Origin of the sequence: Bacillus basilensis (assembly GCF_050630465.1) — a bacterium.
Lineage (GTDB): Bacteria > Bacillota > Bacilli > Bacillales > Bacillaceae_G > Bacillus_A > Bacillus_A basilensis.
Window position 1 is genome coordinate 69,911 of record NZ_JBNTQO010000015.1, and the last position, 19,294, is coordinate 89,204.

Below are 19,294 nucleotides of genomic sequence, written 5' to 3' on the forward strand. Positions count from 1 at the left end.
TTCTCTATAATTTGATTTTGATTCGCTACTTTCATTACAGAAGTTCGATAGACGGAAATTCAAATCCTATGAAGCGAAGTCCGCTAATTATAGGAATATTACTTTACTTTTTCCTATAATTAGCGGATAACAATTTTTAAAAGTAATGATTACAATTTAAATACGGAAAATTCAGAAAGTTTTTCAGAAAATCAGAAAGGGATAATCGAAAGCGTTTACTATTTTTAGAGGCCGAGAAAAGAAAAATCGCCATTTAAGGAGGTTATTAAGATGAAATCGATTAACCCAATGAATGTGATAGATGAGAGTCGTATTCATTCCATGCACCTTTGGTTAATATTTTGGCTATTTATCGTAATTGCATTTGATGGATATGATGTTGTTATTTATGGAGCAGCAGTACCGTCGCTCATTAAAGAGTGGGGGATATCGGATGTTACAGCAGGGGCAATTGGTAGTTATACAGTTATAGGAACGGCAATTGGTGCTATTTTCTTCGGTTTATTAGCTGATAAAATTGGTCGTAAAAATATTATACTGTTAACTACAACCTTATTTAGTATATTTACATTTCTATCTGGTTTTGCGAACGATCCTGTTACATTTACAGTCTTTCGTGTCATCGCTGGTATTGGGCTTGGCGGAGTTATGCCGAATGTAATTGCTATAGCAACTGAATTTTCGCCGAAACGAGTTCGAACTGCTATTGTATCTTTTATTTTTTGCGGATATTCGGTTGGGGCAATGGCAGCAGCACTTACAAGTCGATCACTTCTCATGGCAGCAGGATGGAAACCAGTCTTTTGGTTAGCGGGAATTCCGTTATTGTTTCTTCCATTTTTAATGAAAAGTATTCCAGAGTCTGTTGGTTTTCTTCTAGGGAAAGGAAAAATAGAAGAAGCTAAAAAAGTAATAGCGAAAGTAAATCCGAAATTAAGTGAAGATGCGACGATTGAATTTATAAAACCATCAACTAAAGAAGTTGGTTCTCCTGTTGTTAAGTTATTTGAGGAGAAACGCGCAGTAAGTACGATTATGTTTTGGATTTCCTGTTTTAGTGCTTTTGTGCTCATTTACTCTATGAATACTTGGTTACCAAGACTTATGATGCAGTCAGGATACGACCTGAAATCAAGTCTTTCATTTACAGCTGTCATGCAAATTGGCGCTATCGTTGGTACACTCATATTCGGTCCAATCGTGGATAAAGTTGGATTCAAAAAGGTACTTGTTCCATTATTTTTCTGTGGAGCGATTGCGTTATCCCTAATTGGATTTGCGAATAACATGTTTGTTGGATTTTTGTTAATTTCTATAATTGGTGCTTCTTCAGTTGGACTACAAAATATGTCAAATGCATTTGTTTCTCAATACTATCCTAGCAATATGCGATCAACAGCGGTAGGAAGTACAATGGCGTTTGGGCGTCTTGGAGGTGTGGTCGCTCCGATTTTTGTAGGTGTACTACTTTCTATGCATTTCTTACCTCAATATAATTTTGCGGCTATTGCGAGCGCTGCTGTAATTGGCGGTATAGCAATGTTGTTTGTGAAAGAAGAACATGGAATTTATTATAAAGAGAAAAAAGAGATTGTAAGCGGAGATAGCAACGTAACTACAGCAAAATAATAAACAATTAATCCCGGGGATATATTTCTTCGGGATTTCAAATTGTTCGCTGAATAATTTTAATATTTAGTTTTATTTTATGTAACGCTTCTTATACAATAGATAGAAAAGATAAAGTGGGGGATGGGGCATGTCTGGTAATAAGAGGGAGCGGTTAATGAAAAGAATTGAATATCATTTGCGAAATACATCACGTCAGCTTATTAAAATTGATACCGAAGAAGAAGCACTTCAGTATTTAACTCATTCCTTTTGCGCGGAATTACATTGTAATTTCGTAGCTGTCATTTTTAATGAAGGAGGACAATTTTTACCAAAGGCTTGGAGCGGAAATTTAACTTCTTTAGCTTCAGCTTTTCCTCTTCACTCTGATGAATGTTCATCAAGACTCCAGTATCAAAGTATAACGGATCAAACGGCAGATTCACCAGAAGTGTGCCTACTAGCGGAAACGTTGAAAAGTGCTGGTGTAGAGACTTGGTTTACTGTCCCATTAAAAGATGACATACAGCATTTTGGTTTTTGTGTTGTTGCGTTTTCAAGTTATGTTCCACTTTTAGATATGGAAATATCATTTGAAGAGTTTGGAAGAGATATAGCCGTGGCAATAGCTGTGGCTAGACAAAAAGAATCGCAGTTGAAAAAAATTGAAGGTTTTGGATGGATTAGTAAAAACCTGTCGTTAGATGTTCCGTTAGAAGAGCATATATATGAGGTAACTTCTAAAGCTGGAATGGAAACAAACGCTCATTTTTCATGTGTTTACCTGTATAACGAGGCTGAAAATTGTTTTGTTTTTCAACCACCATCATATGGAGAAATGAAGCGCCCATTCAAAATTATGGTTGAAGATAAATATGTACTAAAAGAGCACTTCCCATTTTTTGAAACGGTTGGTGGTGAACAGTTTACTGCTCCAATCATTATTGATATGAAACCAATTGGGGTTTTACATGTTGAAAAGGAATGCAAAGGGGTTTTTACGGAAGCAGATGCAAAATCACTTGAAATGATAGCGAATCATTTGGCCACGATACTTGATAATGCAAGATTATATAATGGTGAGAAAGAGCATAAACAACGACTTCATTTTCTATTAGATTACCAGCAAGCTTTATTAAAAGAAACAGTCGATGATAATAACTTTGAAGGTATTACAACAATGCTTGGTAGTCTGTTTCAAGATACAGTATTTATTTTCGATAGATTTATGCAACCTATAGCCTTTCATGATGAAAAGGATAGTCGTTTAGCAGAACATTTGGCTGATTTAGCAAGAGAAGAACGCAAAAATCAAAGAATGAATGATACGTTCCATATTACTGATCCAAATCATATAGATTATTGTTTTTCATTTTGGATTATAAATGGGGGCGGTAATTTCTTAGGTTATTTAGCAGTACGAAGAAAGAATGGAGGGATGGATGAATTTGATCAACTAACAGTAGATTTAGCCCGAAATATATGTTCCATCCAGTTTATTAAACAAAAGCTCGTTCTTGATACGAAAGAACAAATGAAAGATAGCTTTATTAGTAAATTACTTACTGAAAAAATTGAAGATCGAGATAACATTTTGCAATATGCCAACTTGTATCAATGGAATCTCTTCAAAAAACATAGAGTAGCCGTATTATCCATATCGCTTGATGAAAAAGAATTGAAAAAAGGAAACTTACTTGAACAACAAGCGAAAAAGTCACTTATATGGGACTTAATTAAGACCCGTCTACCGGAACTAGGGACAGGCATTTTAGCAGTATCTCATAATGATGAGCAACTTTTAATTGTTCCTATCGAAGAGCAGAAGAAGAGAGCCGATACATTTTGGGAATCGATGTTTCATAGCATTCAAAAATGGATACACGCATCACCTATTGGTTGCCAAGTATTATTAGGGATTGGTGGTGTGACAAAACAATTAGAAGACTACTATATTAGTTATCAGCAAGCCGTGCAGGCTCTAAATATTTTAGATAGCCGCTTCAGAAAAAAAGGGTATGCACTATTTGAAGATTTAGGATCGTACGCTATTTTACATCATTTAAATCATTCAACAGCCGTAGAGCTTTTTGTAAAAAAACAAATTGGTCCGCTCCTTGCATATTCAGAAGGAAAGAATATTGATTTATATCATACATTACATGTATTCTTACAAAACAATGGAAATGTAAAAAGCGCTGCAGAAGAACTCTTTATTCATCGAAGTTCTCTACTGTACAGGCTCGAAAAGATTGAATCACTTATTTCAGTTGATTTAAATGATGCTGAAGTGAGATTTAATTTAATGATGGCATTAAAGCTTTATGATATGCATGGTGAAGTGATAGGGGAATTGAAGTTAATATTTTAGTTTGAACTTGATAAAAAGAGGTTTTGTATTCATACGAAATCTCTTTTTATTTTGTATATAATTGTTTTTCAAAACTTGTTACACTATAAAGGTATTTGTAGGAATTATAGATTTGAAGGTGATAGGTATGAAGAAATACAAAATAGGCGAAGTAGGAAAGGAATTTGGAGTTTCAATAGATGCTTTACGATTTTATGAAAAGAAAGGATTCCTAAAACCACAAAAAGATAAAGATAACGGTTTTAGATTTTATACATATGAGGATTTTGGGGTATTTTTAGCAATTAGAAGTTTTCGACAAATGGGGTTTCATGTTAAAGAAATTGGATCGATTTTTAACGGTTTAGAATATGATGACATCATGAAAAAATGTAATGATAAAATAGCTGAAAAAGATGAAGCGATAAAACAGTTAGAATTAGAAACAAAACAAATAAATGAATTTATGAGCTTATTAAAAGAATATAAACAAGAAGATAAGCGGTGGGTTATAAAACAAGCTGAGACTTATTATTTTCTCAAACATGTTCATTTAAATGAAGGAACGCTATGTGTAAATCCACTATTAAAAAAATGGTTAAATTTCTTGCCAACCGTTTCCACAGCTTTGTGTATTCCACTTGAAGAATATAAAGGGAAAAATATAGATAATAGTTACTGGGTAATGGCCATATCTGAATTGAAGATGAAAGAGTGCCAATTACCTATAGATGATTCAGTTTTTCAAATAGAAATGGGAGAGTGCTTGCATTACTTATATGAAAAAGATGTAAATGAACCATTATCTTCGTTAATATTAGATGAGCCACTACATATTATACAGGAACAGGGATACTCTCTTAACGGAGATATTTTATGTCGATACGTTTGTGAAACAAAGAATCAAGAAAATACTGTTGAACATTATATTATTATGATTCCTATTATTAAATCAAATAGTACAAAGTGAAAAAATGCATGTAATTGTTAGACACTGTCTACAGTTACATGCATTTTTTTGAAATAAAAAGTTTTATTCAATATTTATATAAAATAAGTTATTGACCCTAGTCTTAGACCATAGTTTATATTGAACTCATGAAGTAAGCGGTTACAACTAATGGAGCATAAATCGCTTAAATTAATTATTGGAGGTTTTTAATATGAAAAATATCGTACTTTTATGTAATGCGGGTATGTCTACGAGTATGTTGATGAATAAAATGAGAGGATATGCAGAATCAACAGGATATAACTGTGAGATTAATGCTTATGCATTAACAGAAGCAAAAAATGTTGGACCGACAGCCGATGTGATCTTATTAGGGCCGCAAGTTCGATATGCCTTAAATACTGTGAAAAGCCAATTACCAGAAAAGAATATTGAAGTAATTGATATGGCAGCTTATGGCATGTTAGATGGGAAGAAAGTAATGGAACGAGTAAAAGATATTTTAGGAGACTGATATATCATTTTGACTGATTAAAGTGATGCTACATATTTAATCAGTCAAAATAGCTTGTTACATATATTCATTAAGAAATGCCCTATAAGGAGATTATACGATGAATAAAAAAATAGTATCGTTTTGTTTAGTAGCTTCTCTGACAGTGTCCTTATTTGGATGTTCGCCTAATAAGGTAGAGCAAGGTAAAGAGAAAAAAGAAGAAAAGCCGGTTGAATTTTATTTAGTAAGACATGGAAAAACAATGTTAAATACGACTGATAGAGTACAAGGTTGGGCGGATGCACCACTTACGAAAGATGGTGTTGCGGTAGCAGAATACCTTGGAAAAGGTTTGAAAGGGACTAAGTTTGATAAGACATATAGTAGTGATAGTGGACGTGCAATAGAAACAGCGAAAATTGTATTAGATCATAGTGGAAATAAAGATATGAATATCAACCAAAGTGAAAATTTGCGGGAAGCGTGTTTCGGTGAGTTTGAAGGGGAGTTAAATCGTACGTTTCGGGAAAAACTCGCGCAAGCTAATAATATGACTTATGAAGAGTTTATGAACAATTTTGATGTTGATATTATGCAAAAAACTGCAGCGAAAATCGATAGTAGTAAACAGGCTGAAGATACTGAAACAGTTACAAAGAGAATGAAAAAAGAAGTTGATCAAATTGCAGAAGAAGTAGCAGAAGGTGGCGGCGGGAAAGTTCTTGTCGTATCACATGGTACATCATTAATGGACCTGTTATATGCAATATCTCCTGAATCGTTAAATGAGGTTGAAAAAGGATTAGGAAATGCAAGTGTTTCAAAAGTTGTGTATAAAGACGGGAAATATAAAATTCAATCTGTAAATGATATGAGCTATGTAGAAAAAGGTAAAAAGTAGATGTAACAAAATCTAAAAATGTTGGAGGTAATTATGAAACTGTTAGAAGGGACTAAAAACGGACTAGAACGAATCATCACACCGCTAACAAATTATCTCGGAAATAGTAAAGTTGTAAATGCGATTACATCAGGGATGATGATGACAATTCCTGTTACGATCGGTGTTACGTTATTTGCTATTTTAGGTAATCTACCATTTAAAGGGTGGAAAGAATTTTTAATTCAAATTGGTTTATATACGCATATGCAAGACATGATTAGTGCGACATTAAGTTTATTAGCAGTTTATATGGTTGTCATTATCGCGTATTCCTATGCGAAAGAGGAAGGCATGAATGGAATGACGGCTGCTGTTATAGCGCTAGGTAGTTTCTTATGCTTAATGCCAATGTCTATTAAAGTAGGAGAAGAACAAATTCCGGCTATTTTAAATCAGTATTTAGGTAGTGATGGAATATTCGTTGCCATGTTTGTCGGGGTTTTCACTAGTAAACTGTATTGTTCATTAAAAAGGAAAAATATTGGAGTGAAATTGCCAGAATCAGTACCTCCTATGGTAGCTGATGCGATTAACCCTGTGTTTATTTCAATCATCATTTTCACGCTTATCTTCTTTATAAGAGTAATATTTGGCTTTACTCCATATGAAAATATTTTTAACTTTGTGAGTCAAGTAATCTCGTTACCTGTAAAAGTCATCGGATCGTCTGTATGGTCAGTTATTGCTATCTTTACTTTTATGAATATATGTTGGTTCTTCGGTTTACACCCAGCACCAATTATAAATGTATGGTATAGTGCGACAGCTCCGTTATTTACGGCAGCTATTACAGCTTTTGCTTCAGGAACACCTTTTTCGGAAATTCCTTATTTAGCATTTACGTTAATGCATTTTGCAGTCGTTATTGGTGGAACAGGAAATACGTTAGGTTTAGCAATAAACCTGCTATTTGCGAAATCGGAGCAATATAAATCACTTGGGAAAATCGGTATCGTTCCAAATATCTTTAATATAAATGAACCAATTGTCTTTGGATTACCGCTTGTTCTAAATCCAATCTACTTTGTTCCATTGGTAACATCTTCAATAGTAGGCGGATTAATTGGTATCGTATTCCTTAAACTTACAGGGGTTTTATCTAATTTCAACCCACTTATTGAATTACCATGGGTAACACCAGCACCATTTGCAGCTTATATTTCTGGTGGTTGGTTACTACTTATCATGACTGTTTTAATCATTATCTCTCAAATTCTATTATATTATCCGTTCTTTAAAATGGGAGATAAAAAGGCTTATGAAGCAGAACAACAAGCAGCAACACAGCAATAATCATGTATCCCGCAAAAGCCCAATTGTTGGGTGCTAATAATCAGTGGGGATGAACAAAAAACCGCTGATTGTATTTTCGAATTATAAAAATAAAAAAATGTTAGGAGAATTGTTATGGAACAAAATGAATTAGTAGTATTTCAAATTATATCAGCAGTAGGTAGTGCACGATCTTCATATATTGAAGCAATACAAGAAGCAAAAATGGGTAACTTTGAAAATGCAAGACAATTAATGAATGAAGGCAGTGAAACTTTTATTGAAGGTCATAGAGCTCACGCTGAATTAATTAGTAAAGAAGCTGCTGGTGAAAAAGTAGAAGTAAGCTTATTGTTAGCACACGCAGAAGATCAATTAATGAGTGCAGAAGGATTTAAAATCATTGCAGAAGAGCTTATAACTGTTTATGAAACATTTTTAGTGAAACAAAAATAATAGAAACAAACGAGAACAATACTACTTTTGAAAGGGAAAGGTAAATATGCTCAATACTACATTTAAAAAAGACTTTTTATGGGGAGCTTCCACAAGTGCCTATCAAGTAGAAGGCGCCTATAATGAAGATGGGAAAGGCCTTTCTGTTCAAGATGTGAAAGTTATTCCTGAAGGTACGTCAGATTTCAAAGTTTGCAGTGATCATTATCATCATTTTAAAGAAGATGTCAAACTTTTTTCTGAATTAGGACTGAAAGTATATCGCTTTTCTATAGCTTGGACTCGAATTATTCCAAATGGAACTGGAGAAGTGAATGAAAAAGGTATCGCGTTTTATAGTGATCTTATTGATGAATTGCTAAAGCATGATATCGTACCACTAGTAACAATGTATCATTTTGATTTACCGCATGAATTAGAGAAAAAGGGTGGCTGGAGCAACCATGCTACTATCGATGCTTTTGTTACATATTGTGAAATTCTATTTGATCGATTTGGAGATAGAGTTAAAAATTGGTTAACGATAAATGAGCAGAATATGATGATTTTACACGGTGGGGCTATTGGTACATCTGTATTATCTCAAAAAGAGTTATATCAACAAAATCATCACATGCTTTTAGCAGAAGCTAAGGTTACAAATTTATGTCATAAAATGATAAAAGACGCTAAAATTGGCCCAGCACCAAATATTAGTTATGTGTATCCGAAAACGTGCAATCCGAATGATATAATTGCAGCGCAAAATTGTAATGCAATTCGTAATTGGTTATATCTTGATATGGCTGTATATGGACGATATAACAATATCGCTTGGAATTTCATGAAAAGTAAAAACATCGAACCAGAAATTTTAGAGGGAGATATGGAGATTCTAGCTAGTTCAAAACCAGATTATATTGCATTTAATTATTATTCTTCTATTACTGTTAGCGAATATGATGAGAACTTTGTAATTAATGAAGCTGCTGATCAACAAATTGAAGTAGGTGAAGAAGGGTTCTTCATGGGTGACGATAATGAATATCTAGAATTAACTGATTTCGGTTGGGAGATTGACCCAATTGGCTTCCGAGCTACATTAAGAGAAGTGAATGATCGTTATAACTTGCCAATTATCGTTACAGAGAATGGGATAGGCGCTTACGACAAAATCGATGAAGATGGGTCTGTGCAAGATCATTACCGAATTGATTATTTGAAAAAGCATATTGAACAGATGGAATTGGCAATTGCAGATGGAGTGGATGTAATTGGTTATTGTCCTTGGGCGGCAATCGATTTAATTTCTACACATCAAGGTTTTAGAAAAAGATATGGTTTTATTTATATAAATCGTGATGAAGACGATTTAAAAGATTTAAAAAGAATAAAGAAACAAAGCTTTTATTGGTATAAAGAAGTTATTTCATCAAATGGTAAAGAATGATAACATATAGTTTCGAATTTCACATCATAGAGTGCGTACCTCAAGAAAAAATTATTTATTTTGAGGTGCGCACTTTTTTTTGAAAAATGACTCTACCTTTCTCCAGATAGAATATAAAGCCATTTAAATTGGAATGAATACCCTCAAAATGTATGAAAGAAATATGTGTATTTCCTATACTATGTACATACAAAAACTTTTTGAATATAGATATAATTTATTTACAGAATATTAAAAAAGTTACTATAGGGGGTAGCAAAATGGCAATTCAAACAATTGGTATTGTCGGTGCAGGATCTATGGGTTCTGGCATTGCAAATCTAGCAGCATTACATGGATTTACAGTTATTTTACACGATATTGAAGAGCGTTATTTAGATAGTGCAATGCAACGTATGAATGGTTTTATGACGAAAAGTGCTACGAGAGGAAAAATGACTGAAGAGGATAAACAAGAGGCACTTAACCGCATTCAAATGACTACAAATTTAGAAGATATGAAAGATGCGGATGTAATTATTGAAGCCGTGTTAGAAAAATTAGAGTTGAAGAGAGAAGTGTTTGCAGCACTGGATCGAATCGTTCCAGAAGGAGTTATATTGGCGACAAATACTTCATCTATGTCGATAACAGAGATTGCCTCAGCAACGAATCGTCCAGAACGTGTAGCAGGTATGCATTTCTTTAATCCTGCACAACTTATGAAACTTGTAGAAGTTGTTCGAGGCTATAAAACGAGTGATGAAACCGTTGAAGAATTGAAAGCGCTATCCAAAAGACTTTCGAAAGAACCAGTTGAAGTAAAGAAAGATTCACCGGGTTTTATTGTAAATCGAATTATGATTCCACAATTTATTGAAGCAATTAAATTGCTTGAAGATGGGGTTGCATCTGCAGAAGATATTGATAAGGCAGTTACACTTGGTCTTAATTATCCGATGGGGCCGTTTACACTACAAGATTTTGCAGGTGTAGACATTGGCTATCACGTGATGGAGTACTTTAAAGAAGAATTAAACAATGATCAATACGCACCGCCGCTTCTTTTAAAACAGCTAGTTAGAGCAGGTAGACATGGTAAAAAAACAGGTGCAGGTTTTTATGATTATGAATAAAGAATGGGGGATAAAGTTATGAATTACGAGTTTTTAATTTGTGAAATTGAAAATAAAGTTGCGATTGTTACGATTAATCGGCCACCTGTAAATCCGCTAAATACACAAGTGTTTCATGAACTTTCCAGTCTATTTAGTGAACTAGAAGCAAATGAAGATGTACGAGTAATCATTCTTACAGGAAGCGGCTGGAAAGCATTTGTCGCAGGTGCTGATATTAATGAAATGGCAGCACTTGATCTTGTCGGTGTAAACAAAATGAATAAAACTTCACGAACGGTATTTAGCAAAATTGAAAATATATCAAAACCAGTTATTGCTGCGATTAATGGATTGGCCCTTGGTGGCGGTTTTGAACTTGCACTTGCATGTGACTTACGCATTTGTTCGGATCAAGCAAAATTTGCTTTTCCAGAAGTGGGACTTGGAATTATTCCTGGAGGCGGAGGAACGCAGCGTCTTCAAAAGATTGTTGGCCAAGGTATAGCGAAAGAATTACTCTACTTCGGAGACATGTTTGATTCGAAACGTGCGTTTGATTTACATATTATCAACAAAATAGTACCTGCAGAAGAGTTATTTGAAGCAGCAAAAGAATGGGCATATAAATTGGCAAAAAAACCTCCAGTAGCACTTCAAATGTTAAAAACTGCGGTAAATGTAGGAAGCAATGCTGATCTTGAAACAGGCTTAATCATCGAAAGCACCTGTTTTGGGAATGCTTTCGCAACAGAGGATCGTAAGGAAGGATTACAAGCATTCGTTGAAAAAAGAAAACCAGTTTATTTAGGGAAATAATGAGGTGAAAAGGATATGAAAGAAATTGTTTTATTAGAAGGAGCAAGGACTCCGTTCGCTGAAATTTCGGGGTCTTTCCGAGGCGTGAATGCAACAGATTTAGGAGCTATTGCTGCTAAGGAAGCAATACGAAAAGCTACTATATCTGCTGAAGATATTGATCAAGTTGTAGTTGGTAATGTTCAGCAATCTAGCAAAGACGCACATTTATTGGCGAGGCATGTTGCTTTAAAAGCCGGAGCGCCTATTCATGTCCCAGCTTTGACAATCAACCGACTTTGCGGAACGGGTGTTGAATCTATTTTAACGGCCGCTCGCTATATTCTTAGTGGGGAAGCAGAAGTTGCGCTTGCCGGAGGAACGGAGAATATGAGCCAAGTGCCACATGTAATACCTGGCATGAGATGGGGAAGTCCACTCGGCGGTCCGGTAATAGAAGATTGGTTATGGGATGGTCTGTATGATACGTATGGTAAATGTACGATGGGCGAAACGGCTGAAAACTTAGCTGTAAAATATAACGTAACGAGAGAAGAAGTAGATCAGCATGCACTATCGAGTCATGAAAGAGCTCTTTTAGCAAGAGAAAAAGGGTATTTCAAAGAAGAGATTGTTCCAGTAACAGTGAAAGGAAGAAAAGGAGCACAAGTCATTGAAGAGGATGAGCATATCCGTCATACGAGTCTAGAAAAACTTGCCAAGTTAAAACCTCGTTTTGTGGAAAATGGCGTTGTAACTCCTGGTAGTGCAAGCGGCATGGTGGACGGTGCAGCCGCAGTTGTTTTAGCATCGAGCGACTTTGCAAAAGATAGAGGATTGCAACCAATTGCTAAGCTCGTTTCTTGGGCTGTTGTAGGAGTAGAACCGAAGTATATGGGAATCGGTCCAGTTCCAGCTATTCAAAGTGCATTAGAAAAAGCAAATTTAACTTTGGCAGACTTAGATTTGATTGAAATTAATGAAGCATTTTCTGCGCAGTATTTAGCTTGTCAAAAAGAATTAGGATTCGATCTTGAAAAAGCAAATGTAAACGGTGGGGCAATTGCAATAGGTCATCCACTTGCTGCGAGTGGAACTAGAATTTCTCTATCATTAATTTATGAATTAAGAAGAAGAAATGAAAAATATGGAGTATCCGCTGTTTGTATTGGCGGAGGTCAAGGAATTGCAGCGATTTGGGAAGCGTTGTACTAGGGAGAACAAGCCAGGGAGAGTCCTTCCTGGTTTTACCTACATCGTTTCTTAAAGTGAAAAATTCGGGCTAGTTGGTAAGACGATAGAAAGTGAGTGGGACAATGAAAAAGGATAAAAACTTATTATCGGTGTATGAGCTGTTAGAAACGGTTACTTCATCTTACGGTGAAAAAGAAGCAATATATGATTTAACGAGACGAATTATATACAAACAATTGAAACATGAAGTAGATTGTTTGGCTACGGCATTTAAGAGACTAGGAGTAGGTAAAGCAGACCGTATCGCCGTATCTCTACCAAACTGGTCCGAAACAGTAGTAATCTATTTTGCAGCTGCGAAATTGGGAGCGATAATCGTTCCATTTAACCCAAAATATAAATCATATGAAATTGAGTATATATTGGAAAGTTCAGATCCAAAGCTATTAATAGCTTCAGGGGAATTTGAAAAGAATTTTGGTTTTGAAAAAGTCGTTAATAAAGTACAAAAGGTTATTACAGTACGGTTTTTACATGAGAATTACTGTCCATATGAGGAGTTAATTCGTACAGAAAAAATGGATATTGAACCAGTTCATATAAATGTGAACGATGATTTGTTTTGCATTTTATATACGTCAGGGACGACGGGAACTCCAAAAGGTGTAATGGTTACACATCGTGCCGTTGTACAATCTGCACGAACGATAGGAACAGAGCTGCATTGTACACAAAAGGATGTATTCATTATTTCAGCACCACTATTTCATATTTTCGGTATGGCAATTAATATGCTTTGCGCAGTAGCAATGGGAGGACGGATCATATTACAAGAAAAATTCCACCCACGCAAAACTTTACAATTAATTGAACAAGAAAAGGTAACCATTCAAAAAGGTGTACCAACTATGTTTATAAAGGAACTAGAGTTAGAGGGCTTTGATAAATATGATTTATCTTCATTACGTGCCGGGTTAGTTGGTGCTGCACCTATTCCAGCAAAAACAGTGACGGAGATTCGAGAACGGATGGGCATTAACCTTTGCCAATCATTTGGGATAACTGAAACGGTTTCTATTACGATGACCTCGTATGATGATACAAAGCAGAATATAACAGAAACTCTCGGAAAGGCAATCCCAGGAGTAACATTGAAAATTGTAGATGAAAATAGAGTAGCGCTCCCGCCCGGAGAAGTAGGAGAAATCGCAGTTAAGGGATTTGGAGTAATGAAAGGTTATTATAATATGCCTGAACAGACAAATCAGGTCTTAGATAATGAAGGTTGGTATTATTCAGGAGATTTAGGCACACTTGATTCTCAAGGTTATTTAAGGTTCGTAGGACGAAAGAAAGAGATGATTATAAGGGGTGGATTTAACGTTTATCCACAGGAAATTGAAGCAGTCATTATGAAACATCCGAAAGTAATCGAAGCAGCTGTTATAGGCCTTCCAGATAAAGTGCTAGGGGAAGTGGCTTGTGCGGTCATACGATTAAAGAACGGGGAAGTAAGTACAGAAGAAGAAATAAAACTCTATCTTAAAGAGAAAATGGCAATTTATAAACTACCAGAGAAAGTGATCTTTACGGATGAATTTCCTGTAACAGCAAGTGGAAAAATTCAAAAATTGAAACTGAAAGAACAAGTATCTTCAAATATTAGTCCGACAGTTTAATAGATAGGGGCGAAGAAATAATGGAAGAGTATACATTTCAAGTAAGGTGGGGAGATACAGATGCGGCGGGCATTGTATATTATCCCAATTTTTATAAATGGATGGATGAAGCAACTCATGAGTATTTTAAAAAAATTGGTTTTCCTTCAGTCAAACTTTACGAAGAACAACAAATTGGTTTGCCGTTACTAGAAGCGAAATGTCAATTTAAGTCACCTCTTCGTTTTGAAGATCAAGTAATTGTGAAAAGTACTGTGAACGAATTGCATAATAAAGTTTTTACAATTCAGCACGTTTTTGTAAAAGGGGAACAGGTTGTGGCAGAAGGTTATGAAACTCGTGCATGGACTTCTTTTAAAGAAAAGGTGAAAGCGCAGCTAATACCTGAATATATTCGGCAGAAGATGATGCCAGAGATAAAAACTGTAGAAAGTTAAAGAAGAACGAGTAAGGATACCGTAACGAGAAATTGTTAATAAAGGGGAGATAGTGATGGAAAAAGAAAAAACATATGATGCCATTGTTGTTGGGGCAGGACCAGTCGGACTTGTAGCAGGACTTGCATTACAAAAGAAGGGGATATCAACGTTAGTAATTGAGGCCGATTCATATGGAAGACCACGTCCAGGAAGTAGAGCAATTTATTTGCATAGCGCTTCGTTAAAACTACTAGAGGAAACTGTAGAAAACCTCGGTTTTACACTTGCTCGTAACGGAATTATTTGGCCGGTAAAACGAACGTTTTATAAGGGGAAAGAAGTATATGTAAGAGATTACGGTAAGGATGAAAACCTTAAGTTTAACCGATTACCTCATTTCACAGCTCTTCATCAAGATGAAATTGAAAAGTATATGTATGAGGCTTGTATAAATGCGGGCGTTGAATTCCTTTGGGATGCCCCGGTCAAGAAGTTACACATTACAGACTCTGGGGTAGAACTAACAATCACAAATGACGAAATCTTAAAGTCTCAGTATGTAATTGGATGTGATGGAGCACGTTCCATCGTAAGAGAGCAAGCAGGATTAACGTTTGAAGGTCCACGTACAGCAGATACTTTTATAGTCGTGGATGCAAAAGAAGATGAAACAGATCCACTTCCTTTAGAAAGAATATTCCATTATCAGCATCCAGCTATGGAAGGAAGAAATGTAATGTTTGTTCCGTTTAAAGGCGGGTGGCGTATCGATTTACAACTGCTTGAATCAGATAATCCAGATGATTATACAAATATTGAAAGTGTAAAGAAATGGTTGCCGAAAGTCATGGATGCTAAATATGCGGAGAGAATTACGTGGGTGTCTTCTTATCGTTTCCATCAAGTAGTGGCAAATTCGTTTACTGACGAAAAACGTCGTGTTCTTCTAGCTGGAGAAGCAGCACACTTATTTGCCCCATTCGGAGCACGTGGATTAAATTCTGGTATTCCAGATGCAGTTCTTGCTGCAAGAGGTGTCCAGAAAGCGTTACAATCCCATTTCGAAGAAGAGCGAGTGGAAGCAATTGAAGCAGCTGCAAAAGAACGCCGAATTGCAGCGCAGTGGAACCGCGATGCATCAACTACAGCACTTCACCATCTTCAAGGGAATTCTCCTGAAATGAATATGAAACGAGATATTGCTGCTTCATTGGTAGCTATCGTTCCGAGGCTTGGAAGATGGCTTGATGAGGGACCGTACGGACCGAAATTTGGACCTCCTGAACTGACGACAAAATATTAAAATGATAAAAAATTAGATAAGTAATATGAAAGGAGCGATAAGAAATGGGTTTGTCTCAATTCATAAATGAAGAAAAGTATGGTTCCCATGCCCGTTCTACAAATGGAATGATTGAGCGGTTCATGACGATGAACTGGTATAGCAACATTGGAAAGCAAAATTTAGAGGCTGAGAAGAAAATAGATCAATTTATGCGTGCTCTAAACATTAGTGAATATGAAATTGAATGGATTTCAAGAAAACAATTAAGTGAGACAATTGAACGAATTTCATTTGAAGATAATGACTTATGGGGGACGCTAGCAGAAGTGCCTGATCAATTGAAAGAAAAAATTGTACGTGTAGGTAACGAAAAACTTCTTATTGATGTTGTAGATAAAGTACCAGAAGCAATTTTTCATGGTGTTTATAAAGAAGCGTTCAAACATTTCGGAGAGGAAAAAGTAGTGAAATTTCTAGTTGGGCATGCGATGTATATAAGTACTGTTGCATGTGCCGCTGAATTAGCCGAAGAAAAAAATGTGTTTCTGCCAATAGTAGAGTTAATAGAATTGGGACATATACCACTTGGTCCAGAGCGAAATACTTTTTATCTTTTATAACAAAAAGTGAGGTGGGAAAGTTATACGCTACCATCGTTCTCGATTATTTGAGACGGTAGAACTTTCAATTATTTAGAGGAAAGGGAGATTACTATGAAACTTGTTACTTTTACACATAATGGAGAAACGAGAGTTGCAGCTTTAGAAAACGGGAATTTGATTGATTTGCATGCTGCTTATAAAGCGAAACTGACAAGCGAGGGAAACCTTCGGGCCACTCAAATTGCAGAGGCGTATATACCAAAGGATATGAATGGGTTTTTACAAGGTGGAACAGAAAGTATGAATTTAGCAAAAGAGGCAATTGATTATGCACTTATGAAAAACCATAAAGAAAAATTGGTATTTGAAGAAGGTGAAGTGAAAATTGAGGCTCCGGTACCTTCGCCAGGAAAAATTATATGTGTAGGTCACAATTATCGTGAACATATTTTGGAAATGAAACGCGAATTACCTGCTTTTCCGGTTATCTTTGCAAAATTTGCGAATACAGTAGTCGGCCCGCAAGATGATATTCCGTTTTATCCGATTTCAGAACAATTAGATTATGAAGCTGAATTTGCTTTTGTAATTGGAAAGCGTGCCCGAAATGTTTCGGAAGGAGATGCCCTCCAATATGTAGCTGGTTACACAATTGTAAATGATATTACTTATCGTGATATTCAGCGCCGTACAATTCAATGGCTTCAAGGGAAGAGTGTTGAAGGAAGTGCTCCAATGGGGCCATGGTTAATTACTTCAGATGAATTAAAGAACCCATCTGGTTTGGAAATCATATTAACGGTAAATGGAGAGAAACGTCAACAGTCTAATACTGCTAATTTAGTATTCTCGGTACAATATCTCGTTTCGTTTTTATCTAGTCTAATGACACTAGAGCCAGGGGACGTCATTTTAACAGGTACGCCAGGTGGTGTAGGAGTTGCACGTAATCCGCAAGTATTTCTTAAAGATGGAGATATCGTTCGAATCGAAGTTGATGGAGTAGGTGTATTAGAAAATAAAGTGAGACAAAAGTTAGAGGTGCCAGTGCTATGACGAAAAACTTACAAGCCCATGCGGCCGAGTCTATTTATGAATCAATCAATAAGATAAAAATGATCGTTAAGCCTTTATCAGAGGAAATCATCTACTGGAAACCTTCAGAAGATGAATGGTCAATTATGCAGATCATTACACATGTAGCAGAAGCTATTCCGTATTGGGCAAAAGAAATTAGTAATATTAAAGTAAATCATGAAAATTTATGGGGCCGTGGTTTAACGGATGAAGTGCGCCTACAAGCGGTTTCAGAAGAGAATATTCATAATCAGACTATAGAAGAAGTCATTGAGCAGCTGTCTTCTATACCACTCACCATAGAAAAAGTACTGACCACATTAACAGACGAAGAGTTAAAGATTCAGGCTCCGAGTCGTAATCCTCGTTTTACCAATAAGTCGATTGATTTTATTGTGAATCACCTCATCGTAGAACATACAGAAAAGCATTATAAACAAATCGAGCGGAATTTATGTAAGTTTAATGACCGATAAAGGAGGCAAATAAAATGGCGGAAAAAAATGCTTTTTTTGAAAGTGACCTTGTACAAGATTTCAATCGTGATATCGAACAATACCATCTTGGCCCGCTATGGAACGCGATCCCAGATTTAATGAAACATACACCGGAACCTCATGCACAAGCATACCTTTGGAAATCTGAATTGCTTCAAAAAAAGTTAACGGAAGCAACGCAAATATTTACACCAGACCGAGGGGGAGAACGCCGGGCCATTTACTTACAAAATCCAGGACTTAACTATAGAAAACCTTGGGGATGGGCATCGACTACACAAACGTTATATGCAGCGGTTCAATTGATACAACCTGGAGAAACTGCTCCATCACATCGGCACGTTCAAAATGCATTACGTTTCGTCATGGAGGGAGAAGGGGCTTACTCAATTGTGCAAGGAGAGCGTATTTTCATGGAACGGGGCGACTTCTTAACAACGCCAAATGGTCTTTGGCATGGACATGGTCATACAGGTGACAAACCGATGATTTGGATGGATTGCCTTGATATTCCGACCATTTATTATCTTGGTGGTACGTTCTTCGAGCCATATCCAGAAAAAATTGAACAGCCCAATGTGCCGGACAATTATACTACTCAGCGCTATGAAGGTGGAATGGTTCGACCGGTTTCGGACCGAGATGCAAAGAAAGCTCCACTTAGTTCTTATAAATGGGCAGGGACGGAAGCGGCACTTAATGGATTAAGTCGTTTTGAACCAGATGCATACGATGGTTATGCGGTTGAATATATAAATCCATCGAATGGTGAAACAGCGTGTCCAACGATTGCAGCTTGGATGCAAAAATTGCCGAAGGGATTCAAAGGAAAAGCGCATCGCCATACACATGCATCAATCTATCATGTGCATGAAGGATCAGGATATACGATAATTAATGGTGTTCGCTTTGACTGGTCTAAAGGAGATTTCTTTGTCGTACCAAACTGGGCATGGCACGAACACGTTGCACTAGAAAATAGTTATGTATTTTCAACAAATGATCTTCCTATTTTAGAAAAATTCGGGTTAGAGCGGAAACAGGAATATGAGAACAATAATGGATATCAAACAATTACAGGGGAGTTTGAACCAGCCCTACCTTAATATTGTATGAAGAAAGCGCCCTCTAGTAAGGAAT

General features: G+C 36.1%; 18 protein-coding genes. All 18 read left to right on the plus strand.

Annotated features, from left to right (window positions below; genetic code table 11):
- Positions 1-270: 270 nt before the first annotated feature.
- The 18 genes from ACQVV1_RS22625 (at position 271) to ACQVV1_RS22710 (ending at position 19,260) form a co-directional block, all read left to right on the plus strand.
- The gene (locus tag ACQVV1_RS22625) at positions 271-1,629 is read left to right on the plus strand and encodes an MFS transporter (RefSeq protein ID WP_431169537.1); all 1,359 of its coding nucleotides are present in this window, start codon (positions 271-273) and stop codon (positions 1,627-1,629) included.
- A 130-nt stretch (positions 1,630-1,759) separates the two neighbouring features.
- Positions 1,760-3,982 carry a helix-turn-helix domain-containing protein gene (locus ACQVV1_RS22630; RefSeq protein ID WP_242252753.1) on the plus strand — a complete coding sequence of 741 codons (2,223 nt, stop codon included), beginning with the start codon at positions 1,760-1,762 and terminating at the stop codon, positions 3,980-3,982.
- A gap of 127 nt (positions 3,983-4,109) precedes the next feature.
- Complete coding sequence (locus ACQVV1_RS22635; RefSeq protein WP_242252755.1) at positions 4,110-4,931, plus strand: MerR family transcriptional regulator; 822 nt, start codon at positions 4,110-4,112, stop codon at positions 4,929-4,931.
- A gap of 193 nt (positions 4,932-5,124) precedes the next feature.
- A complete protein-coding gene (locus ACQVV1_RS22640; protein ID WP_242252757.1) occupies positions 5,125-5,427 on the plus strand; it encodes a PTS sugar transporter subunit IIB in 303 nt (100 codons plus the stop codon).
- A 100-nt stretch (positions 5,428-5,527) separates the two neighbouring features.
- Positions 5,528-6,310: a histidine phosphatase family protein gene (locus tag ACQVV1_RS22645; RefSeq protein ID WP_431169539.1), complete on the plus strand. Its 783-nt coding sequence runs from the start codon at positions 5,528-5,530 to the stop codon at positions 6,308-6,310.
- Positions 6,311-6,343: 33 nt separating this feature from the next.
- Positions 6,344-7,645 carry a PTS sugar transporter subunit IIC gene (locus ACQVV1_RS22650; protein ID WP_242252761.1) on the plus strand — a complete coding sequence of 434 codons (1,302 nt, stop codon included), beginning with the start codon at positions 6,344-6,346 and terminating at the stop codon, positions 7,643-7,645.
- 114 nt (positions 7,646-7,759) lie between these two features.
- The gene (locus tag ACQVV1_RS22655; protein ID WP_242252762.1) at positions 7,760-8,080 is read left to right on the plus strand and encodes a PTS sugar transporter subunit IIA; all 321 of its coding nucleotides are present in this window, start codon (positions 7,760-7,762) and stop codon (positions 8,078-8,080) included.
- Positions 8,081-8,126: 46 nt separating this feature from the next.
- Complete coding sequence (locus ACQVV1_RS22660; RefSeq protein WP_431169541.1) at positions 8,127-9,509, plus strand: glycoside hydrolase family 1 protein; 1,383 nt, start codon at positions 8,127-8,129, stop codon at positions 9,507-9,509.
- 260 nt (positions 9,510-9,769) lie between these two features.
- Positions 9,770-10,624 (plus strand): 3-hydroxyacyl-CoA dehydrogenase family protein, encoded by an 855-nt coding sequence (locus ACQVV1_RS22665; protein ID WP_242252767.1) that lies wholly within the window; start codon positions 9,770-9,772, stop codon positions 10,622-10,624.
- A gap of 18 nt (positions 10,625-10,642) precedes the next feature.
- Complete coding sequence (locus tag ACQVV1_RS22670; RefSeq protein ID WP_242252769.1) at positions 10,643-11,422, plus strand: enoyl-CoA hydratase/isomerase family protein; 780 nt, start codon at positions 10,643-10,645, stop codon at positions 11,420-11,422.
- A 15-nt stretch (positions 11,423-11,437) separates the two neighbouring features.
- Complete coding sequence (locus ACQVV1_RS22675) at positions 11,438-12,616, plus strand: acetyl-CoA C-acetyltransferase (RefSeq protein ID WP_242252770.1); 1,179 nt, start codon at positions 11,438-11,440, stop codon at positions 12,614-12,616.
- Positions 12,617-12,717: 101 nt separating this feature from the next.
- Positions 12,718-14,274, plus strand: coding sequence for a class I adenylate-forming enzyme family protein (locus ACQVV1_RS22680; protein WP_431169542.1), 1,557 nt, complete (start codon positions 12,718-12,720; stop codon positions 14,272-14,274).
- 20 nt (positions 14,275-14,294) lie between these two features.
- Positions 14,295-14,711, plus strand: a complete 417-nt coding sequence (locus tag ACQVV1_RS22685) for an acyl-CoA thioesterase (protein ID WP_242252774.1) — start codon at positions 14,295-14,297, stop codon at positions 14,709-14,711.
- Positions 14,712-14,766: 55 nt separating this feature from the next.
- Complete coding sequence (locus ACQVV1_RS22690) at positions 14,767-15,996, plus strand: FAD-dependent oxidoreductase (protein ID WP_242252777.1); 1,230 nt, start codon at positions 14,767-14,769, stop codon at positions 15,994-15,996.
- 44 nt (positions 15,997-16,040) lie between these two features.
- Positions 16,041-16,598, plus strand: a complete 558-nt coding sequence (locus ACQVV1_RS22695) for a hypothetical protein (protein ID WP_242252778.1) — start codon at positions 16,041-16,043, stop codon at positions 16,596-16,598.
- A 93-nt stretch (positions 16,599-16,691) separates the two neighbouring features.
- Positions 16,692-17,636 carry a fumarylacetoacetate hydrolase family protein gene (locus ACQVV1_RS22700; protein ID WP_242252780.1) on the plus strand — a complete coding sequence of 315 codons (945 nt, stop codon included), beginning with the start codon at positions 16,692-16,694 and terminating at the stop codon, positions 17,634-17,636.
- On the plus strand, positions 17,633-18,133 hold the full coding sequence (locus ACQVV1_RS22705) for a DinB family protein (RefSeq protein WP_242252781.1): 501 nt from the start codon (positions 17,633-17,635) through the stop codon (positions 18,131-18,133). Before ACQVV1_RS22700 ends, ACQVV1_RS22705 begins: the two co-directional genes overlap by 4 nt.
- Before the next feature lie 14 nt (positions 18,134-18,147).
- Positions 18,148-19,260 (plus strand): cupin domain-containing protein, encoded by a 1,113-nt coding sequence (locus tag ACQVV1_RS22710; protein ID WP_431169543.1) that lies wholly within the window; start codon positions 18,148-18,150, stop codon positions 19,258-19,260.
- The last annotated feature ends 34 nt before the right edge of the window (positions 19,261-19,294 follow it).